The organism is Joostella sp. (assembly GCF_048266025.1).
In the GTDB taxonomy this organism is placed as follows: domain Bacteria; phylum Bacteroidota; class Bacteroidia; order Flavobacteriales; family Flavobacteriaceae; genus Galbibacter; species Galbibacter atrarenae.
The window spans coordinates 50,969-75,314 of the sequence record NZ_JBLXAF010000011.1 but is presented as its reverse complement, the minus strand read 5'-3'; the positions used below and the strand labels follow the sequence as shown (position 1 = coordinate 75,314).

The 24,346-nt window shown below is 32.8% G+C and carries 25 protein-coding genes; 17 read left to right on the top strand and 8 right to left on the bottom strand.

Going from position 1 to position 24,346, the window contains the following annotated elements; translation table 11 throughout:
* Positions 1 to 49 precede the first annotated feature (49 nt).
* The 9 genes from trpB (at position 50) to ACN0TY_RS15610 (ending at position 8,349) form a co-directional block, all read left to right on the top strand.
* Positions 50 to 1,234: a tryptophan synthase subunit beta gene (gene trpB, locus ACN0TY_RS15650; RefSeq protein ID WP_236960056.1), complete on the top strand. Its 1,185-nt coding sequence runs from the start codon at positions 50 to 52 to the stop codon at positions 1,232 to 1,234.
* An 83-nt stretch (positions 1,235 to 1,317) separates the two neighbouring features.
* Positions 1,318 to 2,082, top strand: a complete 765-nt coding sequence (trpA, locus tag ACN0TY_RS15645) for a tryptophan synthase subunit alpha (protein WP_417445213.1) — start codon at positions 1,318 to 1,320, stop codon at positions 2,080 to 2,082.
* A 49-nt stretch (positions 2,083 to 2,131) separates the two neighbouring features.
* Positions 2,132 to 2,626, top strand: coding sequence for a DM13 domain-containing protein (locus ACN0TY_RS15640; RefSeq protein WP_417445212.1), 495 nt, complete (start codon positions 2,132 to 2,134; stop codon positions 2,624 to 2,626).
* A gap of 283 nt (positions 2,627 to 2,909) precedes the next feature.
* Positions 2,910 to 3,530, top strand: coding sequence for a TetR family transcriptional regulator (locus tag ACN0TY_RS15635; RefSeq protein ID WP_236960059.1), 621 nt, complete (start codon positions 2,910 to 2,912; stop codon positions 3,528 to 3,530).
* The gene (locus tag ACN0TY_RS15630; protein ID WP_236960060.1) at positions 3,520 to 4,821 is read left to right on the top strand and encodes a TolC family protein; all 1,302 of its coding nucleotides are present in this window, start codon (positions 3,520 to 3,522) and stop codon (positions 4,819 to 4,821) included. The genes ACN0TY_RS15635 and ACN0TY_RS15630 overlap by 11 nt, the downstream gene beginning before the upstream one ends.
* An 18-nt stretch (positions 4,822 to 4,839) precedes the next feature.
* Positions 4,840 to 5,922, top strand: a complete 1,083-nt coding sequence (locus tag ACN0TY_RS15625) for an HlyD family secretion protein (RefSeq protein WP_417445211.1) — start codon at positions 4,840 to 4,842, stop codon at positions 5,920 to 5,922.
* Positions 5,923 to 5,925: 3 nt separating this feature from the next.
* A complete protein-coding gene (locus ACN0TY_RS15620) occupies positions 5,926 to 7,521 on the top strand; it encodes a DHA2 family efflux MFS transporter permease subunit (RefSeq protein ID WP_236960062.1) in 1,596 nt (531 codons plus the stop codon).
* 100 nt (positions 7,522 to 7,621) lie between these two features.
* On the top strand, positions 7,622 to 7,762 hold the full coding sequence (locus tag ACN0TY_RS15615; RefSeq protein ID WP_236960063.1) for a hypothetical protein: 141 nt from the start codon (positions 7,622 to 7,624) through the stop codon (positions 7,760 to 7,762).
* A 161-nt stretch (positions 7,763 to 7,923) separates the two neighbouring features.
* A complete protein-coding gene (locus ACN0TY_RS15610; RefSeq protein WP_417445210.1) occupies positions 7,924 to 8,349 on the top strand; it encodes a Dabb family protein in 426 nt (141 codons plus the stop codon).
* Here ACN0TY_RS15610 and ACN0TY_RS15605 read toward each other — a convergent pair whose 3' ends face one another.
* Complete coding sequence (locus tag ACN0TY_RS15605; protein WP_417445209.1) at positions 8,350 to 9,006, bottom strand: uracil-DNA glycosylase family protein; 657 nt, start codon at positions 9,004 to 9,006, stop codon at positions 8,350 to 8,352.
* Between the two features lie 58 nt (positions 9,007 to 9,064).
* On the opposite strand from ACN0TY_RS15605, the gene ACN0TY_RS15600 reads away from it, so the two are divergent.
* Positions 9,065 to 9,193, top strand: coding sequence for a 30S ribosomal protein THX (locus ACN0TY_RS15600; RefSeq protein WP_236960172.1), 129 nt, complete (start codon positions 9,065 to 9,067; stop codon positions 9,191 to 9,193).
* 60 nt (positions 9,194 to 9,253) lie between these two features.
* Here ACN0TY_RS15600 and yaaA read toward each other — a convergent pair whose 3' ends face one another.
* The 3 genes from yaaA to ACN0TY_RS15585 all read right to left on the bottom strand — a co-directional run bounded on the left by yaaA (position 9,254) and on the right by ACN0TY_RS15585 (position 11,746).
* Entirely contained in the window at positions 9,254 to 10,015 is a 762-nt protein-coding gene (gene yaaA, locus ACN0TY_RS15595) for a peroxide stress protein YaaA (RefSeq protein ID WP_417445208.1), read from the bottom strand.
* Between the two features lie 108 nt (positions 10,016 to 10,123).
* The gene (locus tag ACN0TY_RS15590) at positions 10,124 to 11,161 is read right to left on the bottom strand and encodes an RluA family pseudouridine synthase (RefSeq protein WP_417445207.1); all 1,038 of its coding nucleotides are present in this window, start codon (positions 11,159 to 11,161) and stop codon (positions 10,124 to 10,126) included.
* Between the two features lie 15 nt (positions 11,162 to 11,176).
* Positions 11,177 to 11,746, bottom strand: coding sequence for a PASTA domain-containing protein (locus ACN0TY_RS15585; protein ID WP_236960068.1), 570 nt, complete (start codon positions 11,744 to 11,746; stop codon positions 11,177 to 11,179).
* A 244-nt stretch (positions 11,747 to 11,990) separates the two neighbouring features.
* Here ACN0TY_RS15585 and ACN0TY_RS15580 point away from each other — a divergent pair, with 244 nt between their 5' ends.
* From ACN0TY_RS15580 to ACN0TY_RS15565, 4 genes are all read left to right on the top strand, one after another.
* Entirely contained in the window at positions 11,991 to 12,968 is a 978-nt protein-coding gene (locus ACN0TY_RS15580) for a D-alanine--D-alanine ligase (protein WP_417445206.1), read from the top strand.
* Positions 12,969 to 13,160: 192 nt separating this feature from the next.
* On the top strand, positions 13,161 to 13,619 hold the full coding sequence (gene coaD / locus ACN0TY_RS15575; protein WP_236960070.1) for a pantetheine-phosphate adenylyltransferase: 459 nt from the start codon (positions 13,161 to 13,163) through the stop codon (positions 13,617 to 13,619).
* Between the two features lie 35 nt (positions 13,620 to 13,654).
* Positions 13,655 to 15,874, top strand: a complete 2,220-nt coding sequence (locus ACN0TY_RS15570; protein WP_417445205.1) for a PAS domain S-box protein — start codon at positions 13,655 to 13,657, stop codon at positions 15,872 to 15,874.
* Positions 15,861 to 16,277, top strand: coding sequence for a response regulator (locus ACN0TY_RS15565; protein WP_417445204.1), 417 nt, complete (start codon positions 15,861 to 15,863; stop codon positions 16,275 to 16,277). Before ACN0TY_RS15570 ends, ACN0TY_RS15565 begins: the two co-directional genes overlap by 14 nt.
* 97 nt (positions 16,278 to 16,374) lie before the next feature.
* On the opposite strand, the gene ACN0TY_RS15560 is transcribed toward ACN0TY_RS15565, so the two are convergent.
* A complete protein-coding gene (locus tag ACN0TY_RS15560) occupies positions 16,375 to 18,045 on the bottom strand; it encodes a SulP family inorganic anion transporter (RefSeq protein WP_236960073.1) in 1,671 nt (556 codons plus the stop codon).
* 167 nt (positions 18,046 to 18,212) lie between these two features.
* On the opposite strand from ACN0TY_RS15560, the gene ACN0TY_RS15555 reads away from it, so the two are divergent.
* Positions 18,213 to 19,952, top strand: coding sequence for a M14 family metallopeptidase (locus ACN0TY_RS15555; protein ID WP_417445203.1), 1,740 nt, complete (start codon positions 18,213 to 18,215; stop codon positions 19,950 to 19,952).
* Positions 19,953 to 20,083: 131 nt separating this feature from the next.
* Here ACN0TY_RS15555 and ACN0TY_RS15550 read toward each other — a convergent pair whose 3' ends face one another.
* Entirely contained in the window at positions 20,084 to 20,665 is a 582-nt protein-coding gene (locus ACN0TY_RS15550; RefSeq protein WP_417445202.1) for an NUDIX hydrolase, read from the bottom strand.
* Between the two features lie 7 nt (positions 20,666 to 20,672).
* On the opposite strand from ACN0TY_RS15550, the gene pyrE reads away from it, so the two are divergent.
* On the top strand, positions 20,673 to 21,314 hold the full coding sequence (pyrE, locus tag ACN0TY_RS15545) for an orotate phosphoribosyltransferase (protein WP_236960077.1): 642 nt from the start codon (positions 20,673 to 20,675) through the stop codon (positions 21,312 to 21,314).
* A gap of 7 nt (positions 21,315 to 21,321) precedes the next feature.
* On the top strand, positions 21,322 to 21,717 hold the full coding sequence (locus tag ACN0TY_RS15540; RefSeq protein ID WP_236960078.1) for an SRPBCC family protein: 396 nt from the start codon (positions 21,322 to 21,324) through the stop codon (positions 21,715 to 21,717).
* A 76-nt stretch (positions 21,718 to 21,793) separates the two neighbouring features.
* Here the strand turns inward: ACN0TY_RS15540 and ACN0TY_RS15535 are convergent, their stop codons facing one another.
* Both ACN0TY_RS15535 and ACN0TY_RS15530 read right to left on the bottom strand, forming a co-directional pair.
* Positions 21,794 to 23,263: a DUF389 domain-containing protein gene (locus ACN0TY_RS15535; RefSeq protein WP_236960081.1), complete on the bottom strand. Its 1,470-nt coding sequence runs from the start codon at positions 23,261 to 23,263 to the stop codon at positions 21,794 to 21,796.
* Between the two features lie 8 nt (positions 23,264 to 23,271).
* On the bottom strand, positions 23,272 to 24,345 hold the full coding sequence (locus ACN0TY_RS15530; protein ID WP_417445201.1) for a mannose-1-phosphate guanylyltransferase: 1,074 nt from the start codon (positions 24,343 to 24,345) through the stop codon (positions 23,272 to 23,274).
* Between the last annotated feature and the right edge of the window lies 1 nt (position 24,346).

The window sequence follows — 24,346 nt, the reverse complement described above, 5'->3', positions numbered from 1 at the left end:
TTAGAGCTCTTAACTTTATACTTTCAATTTTAAAAAATTTACAAAAAATATGAGCGCATATAATGTAAACGAAAAAGGATATTATGGTGATTTTGGGGGTGCTTATATCCCAGAAATGCTATATCCAAATGTAGAAGAACTCCGCCAGCAGTATCTTTCTATAATGAAAGAGGAATCTTTCAAAAAAGAATTCGATCAGTTACTAAAGGACTACGTAGGAAGACCTTCTCCCCTATATTTTGCTAAAAGAATGTCTGAAAAATATGGAACGAAAATCTACCTCAAAAGGGAAGATCTTAACCATACAGGAGCGCATAAAATAAACAACACTATCGGTCAGATTTTAATGGCAAAAAAACTCGGTAAAAAAAGAATTATTGCCGAAACTGGAGCTGGACAACATGGAGTAGCAACAGCTACTGTTTGCGCACTTATGGGCATTGACTGTGTAGTTTATATGGGCGAAATTGATATTGCAAGACAAGCGCCAAATGTAGCTCGTATGAAAATGCTCGGTGCAGAAGTACGCCCGGCATTATCTGGAAGTAGAACCCTGAAAGATGCTACCAATGAAGCAATTCGAGATTGGATTAATAATCCCGTAGACACCCATTATATTATCGGTTCTGCGATTGGACCTCACCCATATCCAGATATGGTAACCCGCTTTCAAAGCATTATTTCCGAAGAAATAAAATGGCAGTTAAAAGAGAAAGAAGGTCGTGAAAATCCAGATTATGTCGTAGCATGTATTGGTGGCGGGAGTAATGCTGCTGGGACATATTACCATTTTTTAGACAATAAAGAGGTTGGTATCATTGCTGTAGAAGCCGCAGGAAAAGGGGTCGATTCTGGCGAAAGTGCAGCCACTTCAGCCTTAGGTAAAGAAGGAATTATTCACGGGTGTAAAACGCTCTTAATGCAAACTGGTGATGGACAAATTACGGAACCATATTCTATTTCCGCAGGTCTCGATTATCCAGGCGTAGGCCCTATGCATGCACATTTATATCGCTCTGGACGTGGTGAGTTTTTCTCCATTACCGATGCCGATGCTATGAAATCTGGTCTTGAACTATGCAAAACAGAAGGAATCATTCCTGCTATAGAAAGTTCGCATGCCTTGGCTATTTTCGATCATAAAAAATTCAAAGAAGATGACATTGTTGTTGTCAACCTCTCTGGACGTGGCGACAAAGATTTAAACACATATATCGATTATTTTAATTTATAGGGCGTTCCCTATCGGGCGGGCTTTTCGCGCTACACGGTAGCTTGCTTCAATCCCTAACGCAAAACAATTAACAACGTATCAAAATGAATCGCATAAATAAAAAATTACAAGAAAATAGAAAACTACTTTCTATATATTTCACTGCTGGTTATCCTAATCTTGAAGACACCGTTCCGATTATAGAAAAATTAGAAGAAAGTGGCGTAGATATGCTCGAAATTGGACTCCCATTTTCAGATCCTCTTGCAGACGGACCTACAATTCAGCAAAGTTCTACACAAGCATTAAAAAATGGAATGACAACTGTAAAGCTTTTTGAACAGCTAAAAGACATCAGAAAAACAGTTTCTATTCCTTTAATAATTATGGGGTATTTTAACCCAATGATGCAATATGGTGTGGAAGCTTTCTGTAAAAAATGTTCAGAAATTGGTATCGACGGACTCATTATTCCAGATCTTCCTGTAGATGTATACCATGACCAATATCAAGAGATATTTGAAAAATATGGACTTATCAATGTATTCTTAATCACTCCACAAACTTCCGAAGAGCGTATTAATTTTATAGATTCAGTATCAAACGGATTTATTTATATGGTGAGTTCTGCAAGCGTTACAGGAGCTAAAAGTAACTTTGGTGATGTCCAGAATACGTATTTCCAAAGAATAGACGCAATGAAACTAAAAGCTCCACAAATTGTTGGATTTGGAATTAGTAACGCTGATACCTTTAACGCGGCTACAAAATACGCCAAAGGAGCTATTATAGGCTCGGCTTTTGTAAAGATGATAAAAGACAAAGGTATTGAGGGAATAGATAAATTCGTAAAAGACATAAGACCATAAGCGTATATTTTCTATATTTAACGACTAAAACTATTTAAGTATAGAATTCATGTCCAAAAAAAAACGTCTTATGTATCTCCTTATAATTATTGGTGCACTACTTCTTGGAGTAGCTATTTATGCTTTAAGTCCTATTTTATATGACAATAAAGTAAATGATCCAGTAGTTTCAAGCCAGGAAATAACCGAGAATAATAATATTACTATTATTGCTAGCGGAGAATTTAAAGATGCAGACGAGCGTCATAAAGGAAGTGGTACTGCAGAAATTATAAAAAGAGAGGATGGTTTTTATCTTCAACTAAAAGATTTTAACGCCACCAACGGTCCAAATTTAAAACTTTGGCTCTCGATTTATAAGGAACCTACTAATAAAAATGCTACAGATGAAAATTCGTATTTAGATTTAGGAAATTTAAAAGGAAATGTTGGAAATCAATCTTATAAACTCCCCGATGATTTCCAAATTAACGATTATCATTCTGTAACCGTTTATTGTAAATTATTTAGGGTTTTATTTACAACAGCAACATTAAAACACTAAGAAATAATTAAAATCTTAATATAATTACCTCAACATCTACAAATTACTGTAGATTGTTTTTCAAGATTACTATAGTTCATTAAGGGCTATTTTAAAAAGTAACTATCTAATAATTAGATTTATAAAATCTAATTTTAGATTCAACTTACTTTTTAAAATAGCCCTTTTTTTGCATCAATAAATCCAAACTACAACGATATATGTTAAAATCAATTTCAACAAATTAAACGTTTGTTTAATTTAAACAGATGTTTAACTTTGCACCGTCATTAATTTATAAAACATGGATTTTAACGATAAGCAAGTAAAAATTCTTGAGGTTTCAGAAAAGATGTTTGCTGAAAAAGGATATGATGGTACTTCCATTAGAGCCATTTCAAAAGAGGCAGATATTAATATTGCGATGATCTCTTATTACTTCGGGTCAAAAGAAAAACTCCTAGAAGCACTATTAAGTTATAAAACGGCAAGTTTTAGTATTGAATTAGAATCAGTTTTATCAAAAGATATAGACTATCTAGAAAAACTGGATGAGATAATTACTTTGATAATAAGAAGAGTCCACAAGAATAGACGCATCTATAAGATTATCCATTTTGAATACTCTAATGAAACACGACAAATAGATTTCGATAGTTATATAAAATCGAAAACAGAGAATTTCCGTATCATCCAAAACTTTGTTAACGAAGGTCAAGAAGCTGGAGTATTCAGTAAAAACATCAATGTTCCTTTAGTAGTCCCTACAGTTTTGGGGAGCTATTTTAATTTCTACTACAACAAAAGGTTTTTCGTGGAAATTCATCAACTAAACACAAACGACTCTTTAGACGACTACGTACATATAACCCTTACAAACCACATAAAACAAACAATAAAAGCCTTATTCACACATGAGAATTAAAATCATCTTAATATGCCTATTGGGCATCATTGGAATAAAAAGTATGGAGGCTCAGGAGACCTCACTTTCATTGGAAGAAGCTATTAAGTTAGCGCTTATAAACAGCGATGAATCAAAAATTGCAGACACCAAAGTAAATACTGCTGAATACGAAGTAAAAGTAGCTAAAAGCAAACGTTATCCAGATTTAAAAATTGCAGGGCAATACCAACATCTTACCAAGGTAAACGCAGATATTCAATTTGACACTGGTGGGCAACAAACTGGAGCTGCAGAGCCAGATATTAGTAGTATTATGTTTGGACAAGCAACAGCTTCTGTTCCTGTTTTTACAGGTTTTGAACTAAATAATTTAGTAAAAGCAAGTCAAAACAACTATGAGGCTGCAACCTTAGATGCAAAAAGCGAAAAGGAAGATATAGCGCTACAAACGGTAAATGCCTACGTGAATTTATATAAAGCTAATAAAACTGTTAGCCTTATTGAAGAGAATTTGAAAAGTGCGCAACAGCGAGTAAAAGATTTTTCTGCAATGGAAGAAAATGGTCTTCTTGCAAGAAACGATTTATTGAAAGCACAATTACAGGAATCTAATATCGAAGTTAGTTTAGAGGAAGCTAAAAAGAATGAAAAGATTTTAAACTATAGCCTTGTAACTACGCTAAAAATGCCTGAAGATACCAAGATTAATATTGAAGACACTAATTTTCAACTTACACTTGGTTCAGAAATAAATGACAGCATTCAGAGAAGTGATTTAAAAGCTTTAGAATACAGAAAAGAAGCAGCAAAAAACAATATCAAAATAGCGCAAAGTAAATACTATCCAGATGTAGCTTTAATGAGTGGTTATGCTGCATTTGATATAAAAAATGCACTTACTATTACCGATGCTATGAATTTTGGTGTTGGTGTTTCCTATAATCTAGCTGATATTTTTAAAGCTAAAAGTGACGTAAAAGTTGCTAAAAGTCAGGCGGAAGAACTACAGCATACTATAGATATGGTTCAAGACAAAATTAAGATTCAAATTGAAGACGCTAATCAGAATTATAATCTTGCAAACAGAAAATATGATGTTTACATAAAGTCTGAGGAACAAGCTATTGAAAACTACAGAATTGTAAAAGACAAGTACGACAATGGTTTGGTAGACACTAACGATTTATTAGAAGCAGATATAGATCAGCTTCAAGCAAAAATCAACTTAGCATATGCTAAAGCGGATATCATCCAAAACTATTACAAGCTATTAAACGCTCAAGGACAAATTAACACAGACATACAATAATCTACTATCATTAATAAAATGGAACAAAAGAAAAAAACAAATAAGAAATTTACCATAATCATCGGTGCTTTAATCATTCTTGGAATTATATACGGTGGTATAAAAATCGTTCATTCATTTTCTCATGAAGAAACTGATGATGCGCAAATAGAAGCTAATATGAGTCCGATTATACCTCATGTAGGCGGATATGTTGAAAAAGTATATGTTGATGATAATGATAAAGTAAAAAAAGGAGATACTCTTTTTACGATTAACGATCAAGATTATATGGTTCAGTTAGAACAAGCAAAAGCTGCTTTAGCTGGTGCTGAAAGTCAGCTTATCGTTGCAAAGGCGAGTATTGGTTCTTATCAAGCTAATGTAGCGACTTCTAATGCCCAAGTAAATTCTGCTTTAGGAAATATAGAAAATGCTAAGATTGCATTATGGCGAGCTGAAAACGATTTTAAACGTTATGAGAATTTATTCAAAAATCATTCTATAACAGAGCAACAATATGAAGAAGCTCTTGCCGCAAAACAATCAGCTGAAAAAAGACTAGAAGTTTTAAAGAGTCAGCAAAACGCTAGTAATAGTCAACGTAAAGCTGCTGTTTCTCAAACTGAAATCTCCGAAAAACAAGTTGCAGTTGCAGAAGCAAATGTAAAAAGTGCACAAGCACAATTAGATGCTGCAAGACTTAATATGAGTTATACTTATGTTACGGCTCCAATAGACGGACAATTATCTAATGTTGATTTGCAGGCTGGACAATTTGTTCAACCGGGGCAATCGCTATTTTACCTTGTGAATACGAACGATAAATGGGTGGTAGCAAACTTCAAGGAAACTCAATTAGAAAAAATGAGTATCGGTCAAAAGGTAACTATAGAGGTAGATGCTTTCCCTGGGGAAGAGTTTAATGCAGAAATTACTGCTTTCTCTCCAGCAACGGGAGCTAAATTTTCTTTATTACCTCCAGACAATGCTTCAGGAAACTTTGTAAAAACAATACAGCGTCTTCCTGTAAAAATCGACTTCTCAAAAGAAAATGACGTAGAAAAACTAGCAAAATTACGTTCAGGAATGAATGTTTTGGTAGATGTTCATTTAAAATAAGTTATGGCAGAAGCACAAGTTCAAGTTCAAGACGAAGACAGTTTAGTAGAATATGGTTTTACTAGGGTCATAATAACCATTACGGCTATTCTTTGTGCCCTCCTTGAAATCATTGATACTACAATTGTTAACGTTGCATTAAACGACATGAGAGGAAGTTTAGGTGCCTCTCTTACAGATATTGCTTGGGTTATTACGGCCTATGCAATTGCAAACGTAATTATTATCCCGATGACGAGTTGGTTATCAAAACAATTTGGGAGACGTAATTATTTTGCAGCCTCTATTATGATATTTACTATCGCTTCATTCTTATGTGGAAATGCAACTAATTTATGGGAATTAGTAGCCTTCCGTTTCATACAAGGTATGGGTGGAGGTGCATTGCTAGTAACTGCCCAAACTATAATTACAGAAACATATCCTGTTGCAAAAAGAGGAATGGCGCAAGCTATTTATGGAATGGGAGTTATTGTTGGACCTACATTAGGACCTCCTTTAGGGGGATATCTAGTAGATAATTTTTCGTGGCCTTATATATTTTATATCAATGTGCCTATTGGGATTATCGCAACATTTTTAACCATCATTTATATAAAGAGTCCGAAGTATGGGGAGAAACTAAAAGCGAGTCAAGTAGACTGGTGGGGAATTATATTTCTAGCTGCTTTTATTGGGTCTCTACAGTTTATTTTAGAACATGGTCAACAAGACGATTGGTTTGCAAATACAACCATAGTATCGCTTAGTGTCGTATCTGTTTTAGGGTTATTACTATTTATATGGAGAGAACTCGTATATGAACATCCTATTGTAAATCTTAGGGTTTTAAAAGATTATAACTTAAGAATTGGTACCATTCTAACTTTTATTCTTGGTTTCGGACTTTATGGTTCTACTTTTATTATTCCGATTTACACACAATCGATTTTAGGATGGACAGCTACCGATGCAGGTTTATTACTTGTTCCTAGTTCAGTTACAACTGCACTAATGATGCCTATTATAGGTAAGTTATTGGAACGTGGAGTGCCACAAAAATATCTTGCATCTATAGGTTTTGTTGTATTCTTTATTTATAGTTATTGGATGTATAATATGATGACTCCAGATACAGGTTCTGAACATATGTTCTGGCCACTTGTAGCACGTGGATTCGGATTAGGATTACTATTTGTACCTATTACCACTCTTTCGCTATCTACGTTAAGAGGAAAAGATATTGGAGAAGGTGCAGCCTTTACTGGAATGATGAGACAGCTAGGTGGTTCTTTTGGGATTGCAATCATAACTACTTTTGTTGCACGTTTAAGTCAGCAACATCGTGTGGATTTATTACCAAACTTATCAAAAGTAGATTTTGAAGTTCAAGAGCGGTTAAAAGCGTATCAACAAATGTTTATGTCGAAAGGTTTTAGTGTAAACGAATCATTAAACAAAGCATACCAATTAATGGAAGGAAGTATCACCTTACAAAGTACCGTATTATCGTATATGGATATCTTTTTATATTTAGGAATTCTATTTTTAATTTGTGTGCCTTTTGTATTGATGATTAAAAAAGGAAAGGGAAAAGTTGACGCATCGGCAATGCACTAAGTAGTTAAATGTTAAACCGTTAACAATAACTTACAATTGTTTTAAGACCCTTTACCTTATATGATTTGTATCTTTAAGTGAATCAAAAAAACATAAAGTTATGAGCACTATCAAAGATAAAAAATGGAAAAGAAAACACGAACAAACAAATCCTACAAACCCAACGGGAGATAGGAATATAAATACTAATAAGTTTGATATTGATGAGAAAACCATCAAAGATCAGCAGAATAAAAAATAATGAGTGTTTTAGTAGTCAATGTACTTACTAAAATTTCTCAGAAATAATAAATCCCCCACGTAAATCATTGCGAGGTTGTATAAAAGCCGTTTTTATAGAAAACTGCATATTTTATACAACCTCGCTTTATTTTTAATACCTTCCCTACAAATCAAAAATCTATGAAAACAAAAATAATTACACTTCTTATTGTTCTCCTAATATGCGGAATTACTAATACGGCATCAGCAATGGGAAGAGATTATAACAATATATCAACTATTAGTAATATAGAAAAAGACAGTCTCCTAAGACATGTGGTTCTTTTTAAGTTTAAAGAGGATGCCACGAAAGAAGATGTGAAGAACATTGAAAATGCTTTTAAAGCATTGCCTTCCAAAATTAAAGAAATAATAAGTTACGAATGGGGATTAAATAATAGCCCTGAAGGATTGAACAAAGGGTTCACTCATTGCTTTTTCTTAACCTTTAAAAATGAACAAGACAGAGCTATTTATCTTGACCACAAAGACCATAAAGCTTTTGGAGCGATTCTTAAACCACATTTAGAAGATGTATTGGTTTTAGATTATTGGGCTTCCAAATAATTAAACAAAGTAATTAATATACTGAAGCACTCTAAAATCAATAGTATTGAGATTAGGGTGCTTCTTTTTTAGTGCTTTATATTCTGCTATAGCTCCCACTGCCCTATTTGCTGCTCCAGATGGAGCCGTTAGCGAAACGGTTGTTATGATTCGGCTTCCTATTTTAAATTGATATTCACGAGGCACTTCCGAAGAAATTGTTTCTAATGCGATCCCTTTCTCTTTTAACTGCCTTCTGAAAAGATATTCAGGTCCATTTTTACTATTTCCCCCCATAAATAAAATCGTTTCAATAGATGGGTTTTCATTTAAATAAAAAATCAAATCTCTACATTTAATATTAGTCATCCCTAAATCTGATGCATCGATATTTTCTCTTTCAGCAGAAGCTACAATATCACAAATCCCAATTCTATAGACCGATAAAAATAGTTTTCGTTGCTGAATAGCTTCCTCAGTTGTTTTGTAGGCAAGATTCAAGCTAAAAATTCGATCTAGAATAGGCCATAAATAACCGTCTCTACTTCCATAGGAAAAATTTACATCGCCCTCTTTAAACTCTTTTACCGAAAATCTTGGCGGAGGCAATGTCCCTACAATCAATTTAGTTGCATTTTTGGGTATAAATGGCGAATATGGATGTGTATGCAGAAACATATATTTTATTTAGAGCAACAAATTAAGTAACTTTATGGAATTACTAAATGAAAAAGATATGGGAAAAGGAGATAAAAAAACAAAACGCGGAAAAATAAGCAGAGGAAGTTACGGTGTTAAGCGTCGTAAGAAAATAAAAAAACAGGCCCCTGTTGAAGAAAGAATAAGTGTAGACACTAAAAAATGATCAAAAAAAAATGCCTCCAAAATATACTTGGAGGCATTTTTTTGATTTATATTTTTATTACTAACGGATAAAAACTAATTCATTTTTCTTTTTAGTCTCTTCTTCACTAAAAGAATATCCATCGTAATTAAATCCTTTTAAATCTTCAATAGTTTTAGCATCAGTATCTACAATATAACGAACCATAGAGCCACGTGCCTTTTTTGCATAAAAGCTTATTATTTTTAGCTTGTCATTTTTCCAATCTTTAAAAACTGGAGTAATAACAGGAACTTTTAATGCCTTTTCATCTACAGCACTGAAATACTCGTTACTAGCTAAGTTTAAGAAAATTTCATCTTCAGAAAGCTCATCATTAAGTTTAGAAGTTACTTTCTTTTTCCAAAATTCATATAAATTCTTATTCTTACCTACAGTTAATTTCGTTCCCATTTCTAAGCGGTATGGCTGCATTAAATCTAAAGGCTTAAGCACCCCATATAATCCACTTAAAATTCTAAGCTTATCTTGTAACGAATCTATTTTTTCCTTCGGAAGATTATAAACATCTAGCCCTGTGTAAACATCTCCATTAAAAGCATATACCGCCGGACGTGCATTTTCAGGAGTAAACGGAGTCTTAAAATCTTGATTTCGTTGCCAATTTAAGTCAGCTAACTTATCAGAAATACTCATTAAATCTGATAGATTCTTAGGTGTCTTTTTTTGTAATACCCCATTTAGTTTTTCAGCTTCTGCTAAAAAATCAGGTGTAGTATATTTATCAGTAGGTAACTCTGTTTTATAATCTAATGACTTTGCTGGCGATACAACTATCTTCACGTCTCTTATTTTTTACTAATTCTATTTCTATTATAAAGATACAATTAACAGGAAATTTAATAAGAGATTATTGTTTGTTCTTTTCTATGCACAAATCAGAAAAATCTATTATTCTCCTATTTCTTGATGCTTAGCGTAGTGTCTCCATTTCTCAAAACACTGTTGCATATCTTCAGGAATTTCTGTATCAAAACTCATAAACTTTCCAGTTACTGGATGCTCAAAACCTAGCGTTTTTGCATGTAATGCTTGTCTTGGTAATATTTTAAAGCAATTATCTACAAACTGTTTATACTTTGTAAATGTTGTCCCTTTTAATATTTTTTCGCCACCGTAACGTTCATCATTAAACAATGTATGCCCAATATATTTCATGTGCACACGGATTTGATGCGTTCTTCCAGTCTCTAATTTACAAGAAACCAATGTTACGTATCCAAAGCGCTCAATTACTTTAAAATGAGTTATGGCTTCTTTACCATTATCGCCATCAGGGAAAACCGTCATCTGTAAACGATTTTTAGGATGACGACCAATATGTCCATCTACAGTTCCTTCCTCTTCTTCTATATTTCCCCAAACTAAAGCAACATACTCACGCTCACTCGTTTTATTAAAAAACTGCTTGGAGAGATGCGCCAACGCTTCTTCAGTTTTTGCTACAACCAAAAGTCCACTTGTATCCTTATCAATTCTATGAACCAATCCTGGGCGCTCATTGCTATTCATCGGTAAGTTCTCAAAATGAAATATCAATGCATTTATTAATGTCCCCGAATAATTTCCATGTCCAGGATGCACAACCATTCCTGCGGGTTTATTAACTACCAATAAAGTTTCATCTTCATAAACAATATCCAAAGGGATATCTTCTGGAGTTAATAAATATTCGTGTGGAGGATGCTCAAAAAGCACTTTTACCACATCGTTTGCTTTTACCTTATGGTTGGATTTTACAGCTACATCATTTACATATATATTTCCGCTTTTAGCAGCTTGCTGAATTTTATTCCTAGTAGCATTTTCAATGAAATTCATTAAAAATTTATCTACACGCAATGGTTCTTGTCCTTTTCCAGCTAGAAAATTATAATGCTCGTAAAGTTCATCATCTTGGTTTATATCGTCTCGACCTTCTTCTATCATTTCTTCAACTGCAAATTATTCTACAACTACTTTGGCATTATTCCCATTTCCACAAACCAATTCTACCTCTGTAGTTTTTGGTAATTGATGACCTGGCAAAATATTTTCCCCTTCATAACGTACATAATACACCATATCTTTACCAATCTCATTGATATAAGAAACTTTACCAACACTCAAACCTACAGCTTTAAGCATTGATTCTGCATTACGTTTTGTTACTTGAATAACATTAGGAACACTTACTTTTCTATATCCTGAAGGGTTTATCGTTAAATATATTTTACGTCCTTCTTTTACTTGATGATTTGCCTGTGGATCTTGTTCTATAACAGAAAATCTAGGGTAATCAGGATTGTAATTTGTAGAGTCTAAAACTACATAATTTAAACTTGCATTATCTACAATCTCCTCTACCTCGCGAAGAGACTTTTTAGAAAGATCTGGTACTAATACAAATTCTCCGTGATTGGTTGTTATTTTTAAATACTGAAGGATTACAATTACCAAAACAATAACTGCTAGAATAGCAAACCCTATTTGCTTTAAAAAAGCTTTACTTGTAATAAATTTTATAAAATTCATGGTTTTTTAATATTCTGCAAAGATATAAAAACTAGACACCTATTTTTATTTCTATTAACAATTAGATACAAACTATTTTAATCCGATTTTAAATTAAATTATTAATACTTTTGAATAACGTTTAATTCCCTCTTATAATATATAATAGCGGATTACTTTTTAAAAAAATCTTACAGATACAAAAGTTGGATACATTTAATTGGTGACGGTTTCTTAAAACATTAAAAATAGTAAAAGTAGGCACATGAAAAAAAATATAGGTGTGGTTATGGGTGGTTATTCATCCGAGTATCAAATATCCTTAAAAAGTGGTGATGTTGTTTGTAAACATTTAGATGAAGAAAAATATAATATTTACAAGATCCATTTATTAAAAGACAAATGGGTTTATATTACAGAAAATAACGAAGAAATCCCTGTCAACAAAGGAGATTTTAGTATTACTGTTTCCGGAGAAAAGGTAACTTTCGATTGCATTTTTAATGCCATTCATGGGACTCCTGGAGAGGATGGATATTTACAAGGTTACTTAGAACTTCTCGAAATCCCTCATACTTCTTGCCCTATGTACCAAGCTGGACTCACCTTTAATAAAAGAGATTGTTTGGCTGCTTTAAAGCCTTTTGGTATTAAGTGCGCCACTTCTTATTATATTAATAAAGGACAAGAAATCAATGAATCGGAAATTATAGAAAAAGTAGGCCTTCCTTGTTTTGTTAAAGCAAATAAAGCAGGTTCTAGCTTCGGAATTTCCAAAGTAAATACAAAAGAACAACTACTTCCTGCTATCGAAGTTTCTTTTAAAGAAGATGATGAGATTATTATTGAATCTTTTTTAGATGGTACTGAGGTATCTGTTGGAGTTATTACTTATAAAGGTGAAATTACAGTTTTACCGATAACAGAGATTGTTTCTGAAAATGATTTCTTTGATTATGAAGCTAAATATCAAGGGAAATCTCAAGAAATCACTCCCGCTCGTATAAGTGATGATATGACACAAAAAGTTACTGAAGTTGCTAAAAAAGTATACGAAATATTAAAAATGAAAGGCTTCAGCAGAAGTGAATATATATTTGTAGGTGGAGAACCTTACCTTTTAGAGGTAAATACAATTCCAGGAATGACTGCAGAAAGTATTTTACCACAACAAGCTGCAAAAGCTGGAATATCTCTGAACGATTTATTTGATAATGCTATTGAAGAAGCTTTCAAAAAATAAACACTTCACATTAAATCATCATATTGTCAACGTAAGCTTGTTGGAAATTACATAAAACATTCCAACAAGCTTATTGACAAAACCCTCCATATAGCTCTTAAAATAACCATCAAACTTCATAAATTAATTTGTTGCAAAGTCAATTTTGCTATATTTACAACTCTATAAACCACCATTTGTAAAAAAAGCAGGATGCGAAGAGCAATTTTTCCTGGGTCTTTCGACCCTATAACTTTAGGCCATTACGATATTATTACTCGTGGGATCACCCTATTTGATGAACTAGTTATTGCAATTGGAATTAATTCTGAAAAAAACTACATGTTTTCTTTAGAAGAAAGGAAACAGTTTATAGAAGAAGCTTTTAAAGACCAACCAAAAATAAAAGTGATGACTTATGAAGGGTTGACAGTCGATTTCTGTAAAAAAATTGACGCCCAATTTATCCTAAGAGGACTTCGTAATCCTGGAGATTTCGAGTTTGAAAAAGCCATCGCCCATACCAATCGAAAATTATCTGAAATTGAAACTGTATTCTTATTAACCTCATCTGGTAAAAGCTATATTTCTTCATCCATTGTAAGAGATGTTATTAGGAATAATGGTGATTATACAGGCTTGGTGCCAGATACTGTTCGTGTAACTAAATAGATCTAATGTAAAAAATAACCCACCACTCGCTTTTTATGAACAACCTACTAATGGTTAAACTCTGTCCGTCCCCAATGGCTTTGTTTGACTACAACCTTTGCTTAATTTCTGCATCAGATGCTTGGTATACCTTTTTAGGAATCTTAACAGATCATTCTATAAATTCATTTCAGGAGCATATTCCAGCAAATGCAACTTCCCTAACATCTGTTATCAGTAAATTCAATAAAAACTCACCTTATATTGAAGGTGAAGATTATTTAATCACTGAAGATGGAAATAAAATATACTTTCAGTATAAAATCCAACCTTTAGAAGATAATTTCATTCTTTATCTAGAAGATATTTCAGTTAAAATAGAGAACAGAAAAAATAAGGCTTTCTTGGAGCAATCTAGTAAAATTGCAAAAATCGGGACTTGGTCTTTTAATATTGAAGAAGATTACTTGGAGTGGTCTCCGATTACAAAAGATATTTTTGAAGTTTCTCCTGATTACCAACCACATTTAGAGACTATTTTTAACTTCTTTAAAGATGGCATTCACATAGAAAGTGCAATGGAAGCCATTAATAATGCAATTAGTTTTGGTACTTCTTTTAAAGTTGAGCTTCAAATAATCACTGCTAATGAAGAAGAGAAATGGATTATATTTTGTGGAGATGTAGAGACAGTGAACGGCAATTCTTCAAAGATTTATGGAACTGTTAAAGACATCAGTAGTAAAAAAAATACGGCTCTTCAATTAGCACTTAATGAAAAACAAATAAAGAGTACTAAAAGAGCGCTTGCAGAAAACAAACAGGTTTTTAAAAGTATATTTAATTCTACATTTCAATTTACTGGATTTCTAAATTTAAAAGGAAGACTTTTAGATATAAATGAACCTGCTTTAAACTTTGGAGGCTTAGAAACAGAAGATGTTATAAACAAATATTTTTGGGATACTTATTGGTGGCAAAGCTCTATAAAGGAGCAAAAAAAGCTTAGAAAAGGCATAAAGAAAGCTTCCAAAGGAGAATTTATAAGATATGAAGCTAAAGTTTTAGATAAAGACAAAAAAACAACCTATGTAGATTTTTCTTTAAAACCCGTTTTTGATGAAAAAGAAAGGGTGACTTTTATTATTGCTGAAGGAAGAGTTATTCAGGAAATGGTAGAAGCCAGAAAGAAATTAAAAGAAAGTGAAAAGCTCCATAAAACACTATTGGAATTATCTCCAACAGGGCTTGTTCTTAACGACGCTATTTCTGGGGAGTTTTTAGATATGAATAATTCTTTTAAGAATAGCATGGGATATAACTCTCAAGAGCTTTTAAAAATGACTCATCAAGATGTTATTCCAAAAAGTGAAAAAAATAAAGAATTGCGAGCCCTAAAACACGTCTTAGAAGAGGGATCTTATGGGCCATATGAAGGGAATTATCTTAATAAAAACTCAGAACTAATCCCTTCTCTAATTACGAGAATTCTGATTACAAACTCTAATGACCAGAAGTTAATCTGGTCTGTAGTTCAAGACATAAGGCATATAAAAGAAAAAGAAGAAGAGCTCCTAGAAGTGATTAACGTAGCAAGTGAGCAAAACAATAGGCTGTTAAATTTCGCTCATATTGTATCTCACAACCTACGTTCCCACGCTTCAAATTTTTCCATGTTAATTGAACTTTTAGGAGTAGAAGAAGATGTTTTTAAGAAGATAGAAATTATCGAAATGCTTAATTCTGCTTCTAGTAATATGCTAGAAACCATCTCTAATCTGAATGAAATTATTGCGATTAATACAAACCTAAACATCAAAACGGAACGTGTTAATCTTAGAGACGAAGTTGAAGAGGCATTTACCAATATTAGCGAACTTATAAAAGGAACATTTACAGAAGTAGAAAATAATATTCCTGAAGATGTAAATATAAATATCGTAAAAGCTTACTTAGAAAGTATTTTATTGAATATCTTCACTAATGCAATTAAGTATAAAGCGCCAAAAAGATACCCTAAAATTGTAATTAATTGCAAACGCGTAAAAGGTTTTACAATTTTAAGCGTTGAAGATAATGGTGTTGGGATAGATTTAGAGAAACACGGACATAAACTATTTGGAATGTACAAAACTTTTCATGGAAATAGTGATGCTCGTGGGATTGGACTTTTTATCACCAAAAACCAAATTGACGCTATGAAAGGGAAAATTGAAGTGGAAAGCGAAATTGACAAGGGAACTAAATTTAATATATACTTCAATGAAAACTATTAATGCAATTTGTTTAATCGATGATGATCCGATTACGATTTTCAGCGTTAAAAAACTCATCGAAGTAACTGAGATTACTAAGAATGTAATTTCTTTTAACAACGGAATAGAGGCTTTAAAACATTATAATAACCCCGAGAACGTTCTCTTTCCGGAGCTCATTCTATTAGACTTAAACATGCCAATTATTGATGGTTGGGAATTTATTGATGCTTTTAGCAAACTTGATATCAGTAAAAAAACATGTATTTATATCCTTACCTCTTCTATAAATCCAGAAGACATCGAAAAGGTAAAAACCTATGACCAAAAATATCTATTTACCATAAAACACCTAATAAAACCAGTTACAAAAGAGAAACTTAAGTCTTTAGCTAGCTCATTTTTATTAGAATCAGAATTGTAAATCGATTTTGATGCAATAAAAAACCTCGGAGGCAAGCTCCGAGGTTTTCTATTTTTTTGTCCGAAGTAACCCTCGAAATATAAGACACTAATTATAGCTAATCTTTAATAAGCTTGTACTCTGACAACGACTTAGGAAACTCCTCAGGATTAGCTGCCAGATGATATCTAGGATCGTCTATTGCATCTACAATTACCTCTCTAAACTTAGGCGAAGATTTATACAATAAAGCTTTACAATCTTCACTTAAGTGTTTTAGTTTAATTGTTTTTCCTGCAGCTTCATATTTTTCAACGATATTGTAAATTGCTTCTATCGCAGAATGATCACTCACTCTAGATTCTACAAAATCAATCTCTACATTTTCAGGATCTGCTTTTATATCAAACTTTTCATTAAAAGCTGTGATAGAACCAAAGAATAGAGGTCCCCAAATTTCATATATTTTTGTTCCATCAGCTTTAAAACGCTTTCTCGCTCTAATTTTCTTAGCATTCTCCCATGCAAAAACTAAAGCTGAAATTATAACTCCAACAAATACAGCTATAGCCAAATCATAAAAAACGGTAACAGCAGAAACTATAACTAAAACAATAGCATCGGATTTAGGAATTTTTCTAATAATTCTAAAGCTAGACCAAGCAAACGTTTCAATAACCATCATAATCATTACTCCTACCAACGCTGCAATTGGCACCTGCTCAATAAGTTTATCTGTAAACAAAATAAAGGTTAATAATGTTAATGCCATCATCACACCAGAAAGTCGTCCACGTCCTCCTGCATTAATATTAATTACAGTTTGACCTATCATTCCACAACCTCCAGTTCCTCCAAAAAGCCCACTCAACATATTACCAGCTCCCTGAGCAATACATTCACGGTTTCCATTTCCTCGAGTTTCTGTTAATTCATCTACCAAATTCATCGTCATAAGCGACTCAATTAATCCAACGCAAGCAGCTAGAAATGCATATGGTAATATAAAACTAAGCGTATCTAAATTAAAAGGTAAATTCTCCCACAATTCCATATTTGGCGTAGGCAACTCTCCTTTTAGTCCTGTTCCTCCACCTTCAATAATATAAGATCCAACGGTACTTACTTCCATTCCGCTAAACACAACAATAGCAGTAGTTACTAAAATTGCTGTTAGCGATGCTGGAATCTTTTTAGTAAGCTTAGGCAATGCCCAAATAACTCCCATAGTCAATAAAACAAGCCCTATCATAGTGTAAAGCTCAGTTCCTTCCATCGGAACATTAATGTACTTTTTAACACCTTCTGCAGTAACCTCAAGCTTTTTATGAGTAAACATTTTTACTTGCGCTATAAAAATAACGATCGCTAAACCGTTTACAAACCCCATCATTACAGGGTGTGGGATTAGCCTTACGAATCTTCCTAATTTAAAAACCCCAGCTACTATCTGAAAAACTCCCATCATCACAACGGCAGCAAGCAAATAATAATACCCCATATTTTCAACAGGAACATCGAACATCATCCCTTTTGTATGTCCCTCAGAAATCATCGTTACAAAAATAACAGCTACCGCTCCAGCAGCACCAGAAATTAATCCTGGTCGACCACCAAAAATTGCTGTTATCAATCCTATAATAAATGCTCCGGAAAGTGCCACTAAAGGATCTATTTGCGCAACGAAAGCAAAAGCAACAACCTCTGGAATCATTGCTAATGAAACAGTTATCCCTGCTAAAACATCATCTTTTGCATTTGGAACTATCTTCCTAATAAATTCGGTCATAATAATATATCTTCTTAGTAGGGTTTAAATTTAAGTCACAAACCTACATATGAGGCAGTTAACTTTTAGAGGGTGCAAAACTACTCCATTTTTTTAGTTAGACAAATAGATTGCTCTACTATATTGTTATATTTTTGTTGCTCCTTAAATTATAAAAATTACTCCCAATGAAAAAGGCACTTATTATTCTAACAATAATAATTTCTACTGCATATCTTCATGCCCAAAACAATGATTTTACTACAGAATTTGAAAAATCAAAAGGAGAAGCTACTGCCACTTATGACGAAACTATTTCTTTTTATAATGAGTTAGCCAAAACTTACCCTTCAATAAAAATCATAGAGGAAGGAATAACGGATAGTGGTAAGAATTTACATCTTATTCTTTTAAACCCTTCTGGGGATTTCAACTTAAAAGAAGTCAGAAAAGACAAAAGGATTTTATTTATAAATAATGGAATTCATCCTGGGGAACCAGATGGAATTGATGCCACTATGATGCTATATCGAGATATTGCTCAAGGAAAAATTGAGATTCCTAAACATACCATACTGGCCACTATTCCTATTTACAATATTGGTGGTTCTTTGAATAGAAATAGTACTTCTAGAACAAATCAAAACGGACCTGTATCTTATGGTTTCAGAGGAAACGCTAGAAATTATGACCTCAACAGAGATTTTATAAAGAATGACACTAAAAATGCACAATCTTTTGCTGAAATCTTTCATTACCTACAACCAGATGTTTTTATAGATAATCATGTAAGTAATGGAGCTGATTATCAATATATCCTGACCCATCTTTTCACGCAACATAATAAGCTTGGCGGAGAAGCTGGCACATATTTACATAATAAGCTAATGCCAGAAATGATTTCTTCTTTAAAAGACAAAGAATATGATATTACTCCTTATGTAAATGTTTTCAATGAAGTTCCTGAAAAGGGATTTTCACAATTTTATGATGCGCCAAGATATTCCACAGGGTACACTACTTTATGGAACACATTAGGAATGATGGTTGAAACACATATGCTTAAAGATTATAAAAAAAGAGTGTATGGAACATATGAGTTAATGAAAAGCATGATTTCTATTATTGAAAAAGACTATAAAGAGATAAAAGAAGTTCGCGAGGCTACAGCCAAATCTTTTTTATCAGCAGAGAATTATGTTGTAAACTGGGAGGTTAACAAAGACAAACATTCTACATTAAACTTTAAAGGTTTTAAAGGGGAGCATATTGTAAGTGAGGTTACAGGATTAGAGCGTTTAAAATACAATCGAAACAAACCATTTACTAAAGAAGTTACCTATTATAATCACTTTAAAGCTTCAGAAAGCATTAAAATTCCTAAAGCATATTTGGTACCAAAAGCATGGGCTAAAGTGGTCAATCTATTAAAGCTGAATAATGTAAAATTAGAAGAGATTGAGGAAACAAAAAAATGGAATCTTGAAGTATATCATATTGCTGATTTCTCTACCGTTGGAAGTCCATATGAAGGTCATTATTTACATAAAAACACCTCTGTGAATGCTAGCAATGAAGCTATAACAATTAATCGTGAAGATTATTATTTGGTTAAAACCAGACAAACTTCTATTCGATATATTATAGAAACACTCGAACCAGCTGCAATAGATTCTTTTTTTAATTGGAATTTCTTCGATACTATTCTTCAGCAAAAAGAAGGTTTTTCTCCTTATGTATGGGAAGATAAAGCTTTGGAGTTCTTAAATAGCAATCCAAGTATTAAAGCTGAGTTTGAAGCAAAAAAATCTAATGATTCTGAATTTAGTAAAAATTGGTATGCGCAATTAGATTGGATTCATAAAAAATCTCCGAGCTACGAAAAAGCACATTTAAGATACCCTGTGTATAGAGTTGTTGAGTTTTAAGTTTGGGGTATAAATACCTAACATGAATCGTTGTGACAAGAATATACTTTCAATTATAGCACTTAATTCATTCACTAATAATTGAAAGTTTTGGATGGAATTAACTCATTTACCTTACTGGCTTAACTTTTTTAAAACAAGGTTTTTATATTCTCATAGGAGTTTTCCATAAGTTCAGAAAGATCTTTCTCTGGACGCCATTCTGCTAGTTCAATATTTTCTTTACACTGAGGAACGAGTTCCCCTTTGTATTTACTATGCATTAAAAACCAATGTGTTTCTTTGAGTTTGTAAACCCCATTCCTTTTAAAGATATGGTATGTTTTTTTTAGAAAAGAATCTATTTTTAGTTTTTTAACTCCCGTCTCCTCTTCTACTTCTCGAACAGCAGCATCTTCAATAGTCTCTCCTTTATCTACTTTACCTTTTGGCAAATCCCATTTCCCATTCCTAAAAATAAATAGAATATCGTCTTTTTTATTCTTAACTAGTCCTCCTGCAGCTACTACTAATGGTATTTTTTTTAGAAATTTTTTCAATAACACCTTTTCGTCTTCATAGTAAATATGAGCGCATTTTATCTTCCCCTTGTTTAACTGACTAATGACATCTTCGATATCTACAGTTTCCATTAGGAATAATTTAAAATCCGTTTCTTTTTCGATTCGGTTAGTTAAAATAATACGATGTTCATTTACAAAAACTTCATACATTTGCATCATGGTTTTAGATAAAGATACCGCTAAAAAGACAGCAGAACTTTTATTGCAAATTAATGCAATAAAGTTGAATCCAAAAAATCCTTTTACATGGGCTTCTGGTTGGAAGTCTCCGATTTATTGTGATAACAGAATTGTATTATCCTTTCCTCCTATTAGAAATTACGTTCGGGAGCATATGGCAAAGCAACTTGAAGAACTCTATGGTAAGCCAGATGTAATTGCTGGAGTTGCTACTGGAGCTATCGGAATAGGAATGCTTGTTGCAGAAGTGCTTAGTCTTCCTTTTGTTTATGTTAGGCCTGAGCCTAAAAAACATGGTCGAGGAAACCAAATTGAAGGTTTCTTAGACAAAGGACAGAGCGTAGTGGTTATAGAAGATCTAATTAGCACAGGAAAGAGTAGTTTAAACGCTGTTAAAGCTCTAAAAGAAGAAGGTGCCGTAGTAAAAGGAATGATCGCTATATTTTCTTATGGCTTTGATATTGCCGAAGAAAATTTTAAAGAAAGTAATGTTTCTTTACACACATTGAGTAATTATGAATATTTATTGCAACAAGCAGTAGATACAAATTACATCAATGAGAAAGAATTAAAGACGCTTCAGGATTGGAGAACAGACCCTGGAAATTGGAACAAATAACAATATCATGAAGTTAGAAACAGAAAAAAAATCCGTAAACAAATCTGCTGAAGAATTATATAATTTTTTAGGAGACGTAAAAAACTTTGAAAAATTAATGCCAGAAAGCATTAGTAAATTTGAAGTTTTAGAAGACGATAAATTTCTTTTTGCTTTAAAAGGAATGCCAGAAATCGTTTTAAAAATGAAAGAAAAGCAACCACACAACAAAATAGTATTGGGAGCAGCAAGTGAAAAATTACCGTTTACACTTACTGCAGATATTGATAGTGTTGGAGAAGATAAAAGTGAAGCTAAATTAACTTTTGAAGGTGAATTTAACGCAATGATGGGAATGATGATAAAAGGCCCTATCACAAACTTCATCAATACACTTACAGATAATATGGGGAAAGTAGCATAATTACCTTCTTTATAACGCATAAAAAGAGGCTATCTATATATTACTTTAGATAGCCTCTTTTTTATTTTCAGGGTAATTAATCTAAATGCTTTACCTCTACTTTTTCATTTTTCATTCTTGCTCGAAGCCACTTTGTTAACTTTTCTGACTCTTCCTTCGTTTTATTAGAAGATAATTTCTTATCCCATCTTACAATAAAAATAGGAACAGTGTCTATCTTTTCAAAGTCTGTTTTTATTTCATTTCCAAAACCAAACTCACTAATATCACTATAGTTAATTTTAACTTCCTTACTAATATCTTCAAAAGGCACTTCGTTATAAGCAAACCTACTTAAACGATGAATCTCTTTTTCTAAAACTTGTATTTTCTCTTCCTTAGTCGCTATTTCTTGTTTCTTAGCCTCATATAGCTCGTTAACATATTGAAATTTATCATCAGAATCGCTTTTCTCACCACCCATCACAACTAACTCAGTTCCTCTAAGTTTAGAATACGATTGCATTTGCATCTTCCAAGTTTCTTCAATATTCTCAGGAATAGCTTCATCCCCCATAAAAACTAATTCTATTTTCGGATTCACCCCTTTATTATATTCAACAGTAGAATATTTATCTAGTAGAAATCCGCCACCAGCAAACTTGTATGTCTTTACCTCTTCAGCAATAAATTTATTTGCCTGATTTTTAAAATTTGACTCTTGAAGTACATCATAAAATGTTTTCCCTGCAGGAATCATCACTAAAATAGCAAATACAGAAGCTATTTGTGCAATACGTTTTCTCTTCTTAGAGTTTACATATTTCACCATTGGGAACTTCAGTATTTTCAATACTAAAAATGTTGCCAAAGCGATAAAAATGGTATTTATAAGAAATAAGTACATGGCCCCTAAAGCATAGTCCATATTACCTTTTGCCAACCCAAAACCTACTGTACACAAAGGAGGCATTAAAGCTGTAGCAATAGCAACCCCAAAAATAACACTCGCTATTGTCCCTTTTTTAGCTCTCGCTATAACTAAGGCAGTTCCACCAAAAAAGGCTATTAATACATCTCGAATATCTGGTGCTGTTCTAGCCAAAAGCTCAGAAGATTCATCACGCAAAGGGAATATTTTAAAGAACAGAAAAGCGGTTAGAATACTTAAGACCACCATTACTGCAAAGTTTTTCAACGACCTTCTTAACGTATCAATATCGTTGATTGCCAAAGACATTCCTATCCCAAGAATAGGACCCATTAATGGCGATATTAACATGGCTCCGATTACAACAGCTGTAGAGTTTGCATTTAACCCTATCGATGCTATAAAAATTGAACAAATTAAAATCCAAGAGGTGTGGCCTTTAAAAGGAATATCATTAATGATACTCTCTTTAGTAGCTTCTTGATCTGTATTACTTCTAATATCTAGTAACTCTGAAAAAAATTGTTTTAAACTCCCCATAAACCCAGAGAAGTCTTTCTTCATTTTTTCCTCACTAGAATTATCGGTTGGCGTAATATTATCTTGCCCTAAGCCGTTTTTTTTATTTTCTTCCATCTTTTAAACTATATATTACCAAACTTGGTATTCATTTTTTTAAGAAGCTCTTTTATCTCTTGCTCTTTCTTCTTCGGATAAATTAGTAGTTTATCTTTCTCATCAATTACAATATAATTTTTAAGACCTCCAATCACTACTTTTTTATCTTTTGAAGTATGAACTATATTTCCCTTACTGTTTTCTAAAAGCACTTTTCCTTTTACAACAGCGTTTTTATTTTCATCTTTAGGAAGTTCATCATAAAGCGCTCCCCATGTCCCTAAATCATTCCAGTCAAATGATGCTGGCAACACAAAAATATTTTTCGATGGCTCCATAATAGCATAATCTATCGATATATTTTCCATTTCAGGATATGCTACATCTATGAATTGCTTTTCATTAGCGGTATTAAAGTCAGAAAAACCACTTAAAAACTGATTTAACATCCCTGATTGATACCTTTCAAAAGCTTTAATAACACTATTTACATTCCAAATAAAAATTCCTGCATTCCACAAAAAATTCCCCTTTTTTATAAAAGATTTTGCTGTCTTATAATCTGGTTTTTCACAAAACTGAACTACTTCTTTTATTGCGACATCTGCATCTTTTTTATGATGAATATAACCATAGCCTGTATTCGGAAAAGTTGGCTTAATACCTAAGGTAATAAGGACATCCTTATCTTTACAAGTATCAAAACAAAGCGCTACATCTTTTATAAAGCTTGCTTCATCTTCAATCCAATGATCACTTGGTGCTACTATTAATGATGCATTAGGATTCTTCTTTTTAATTTTTAGTGACGCATATAAAATGCAAGGTGCTGTATTCCTCATTGCAGGTTCTAAAACAATCTGCTCTTCATTTACATTTGGCAGTTGCTCCATCACTAAATCACCATACTCTTCATTCGTTAAAATAAAGATATTTTCTGTAGGTATAATTTTATTTAACCTATTAAAAGTCTTTTGAATGAGCGTTTCTCCCGTCCCCAGAATATCATGAAATTGCTTAGGTAATTCGGCTGTACTAACAGGCCAAAAACGAGAGCCAATACCCCCTGCCATCAATATCGCATAGTTGTTTTTATTCATC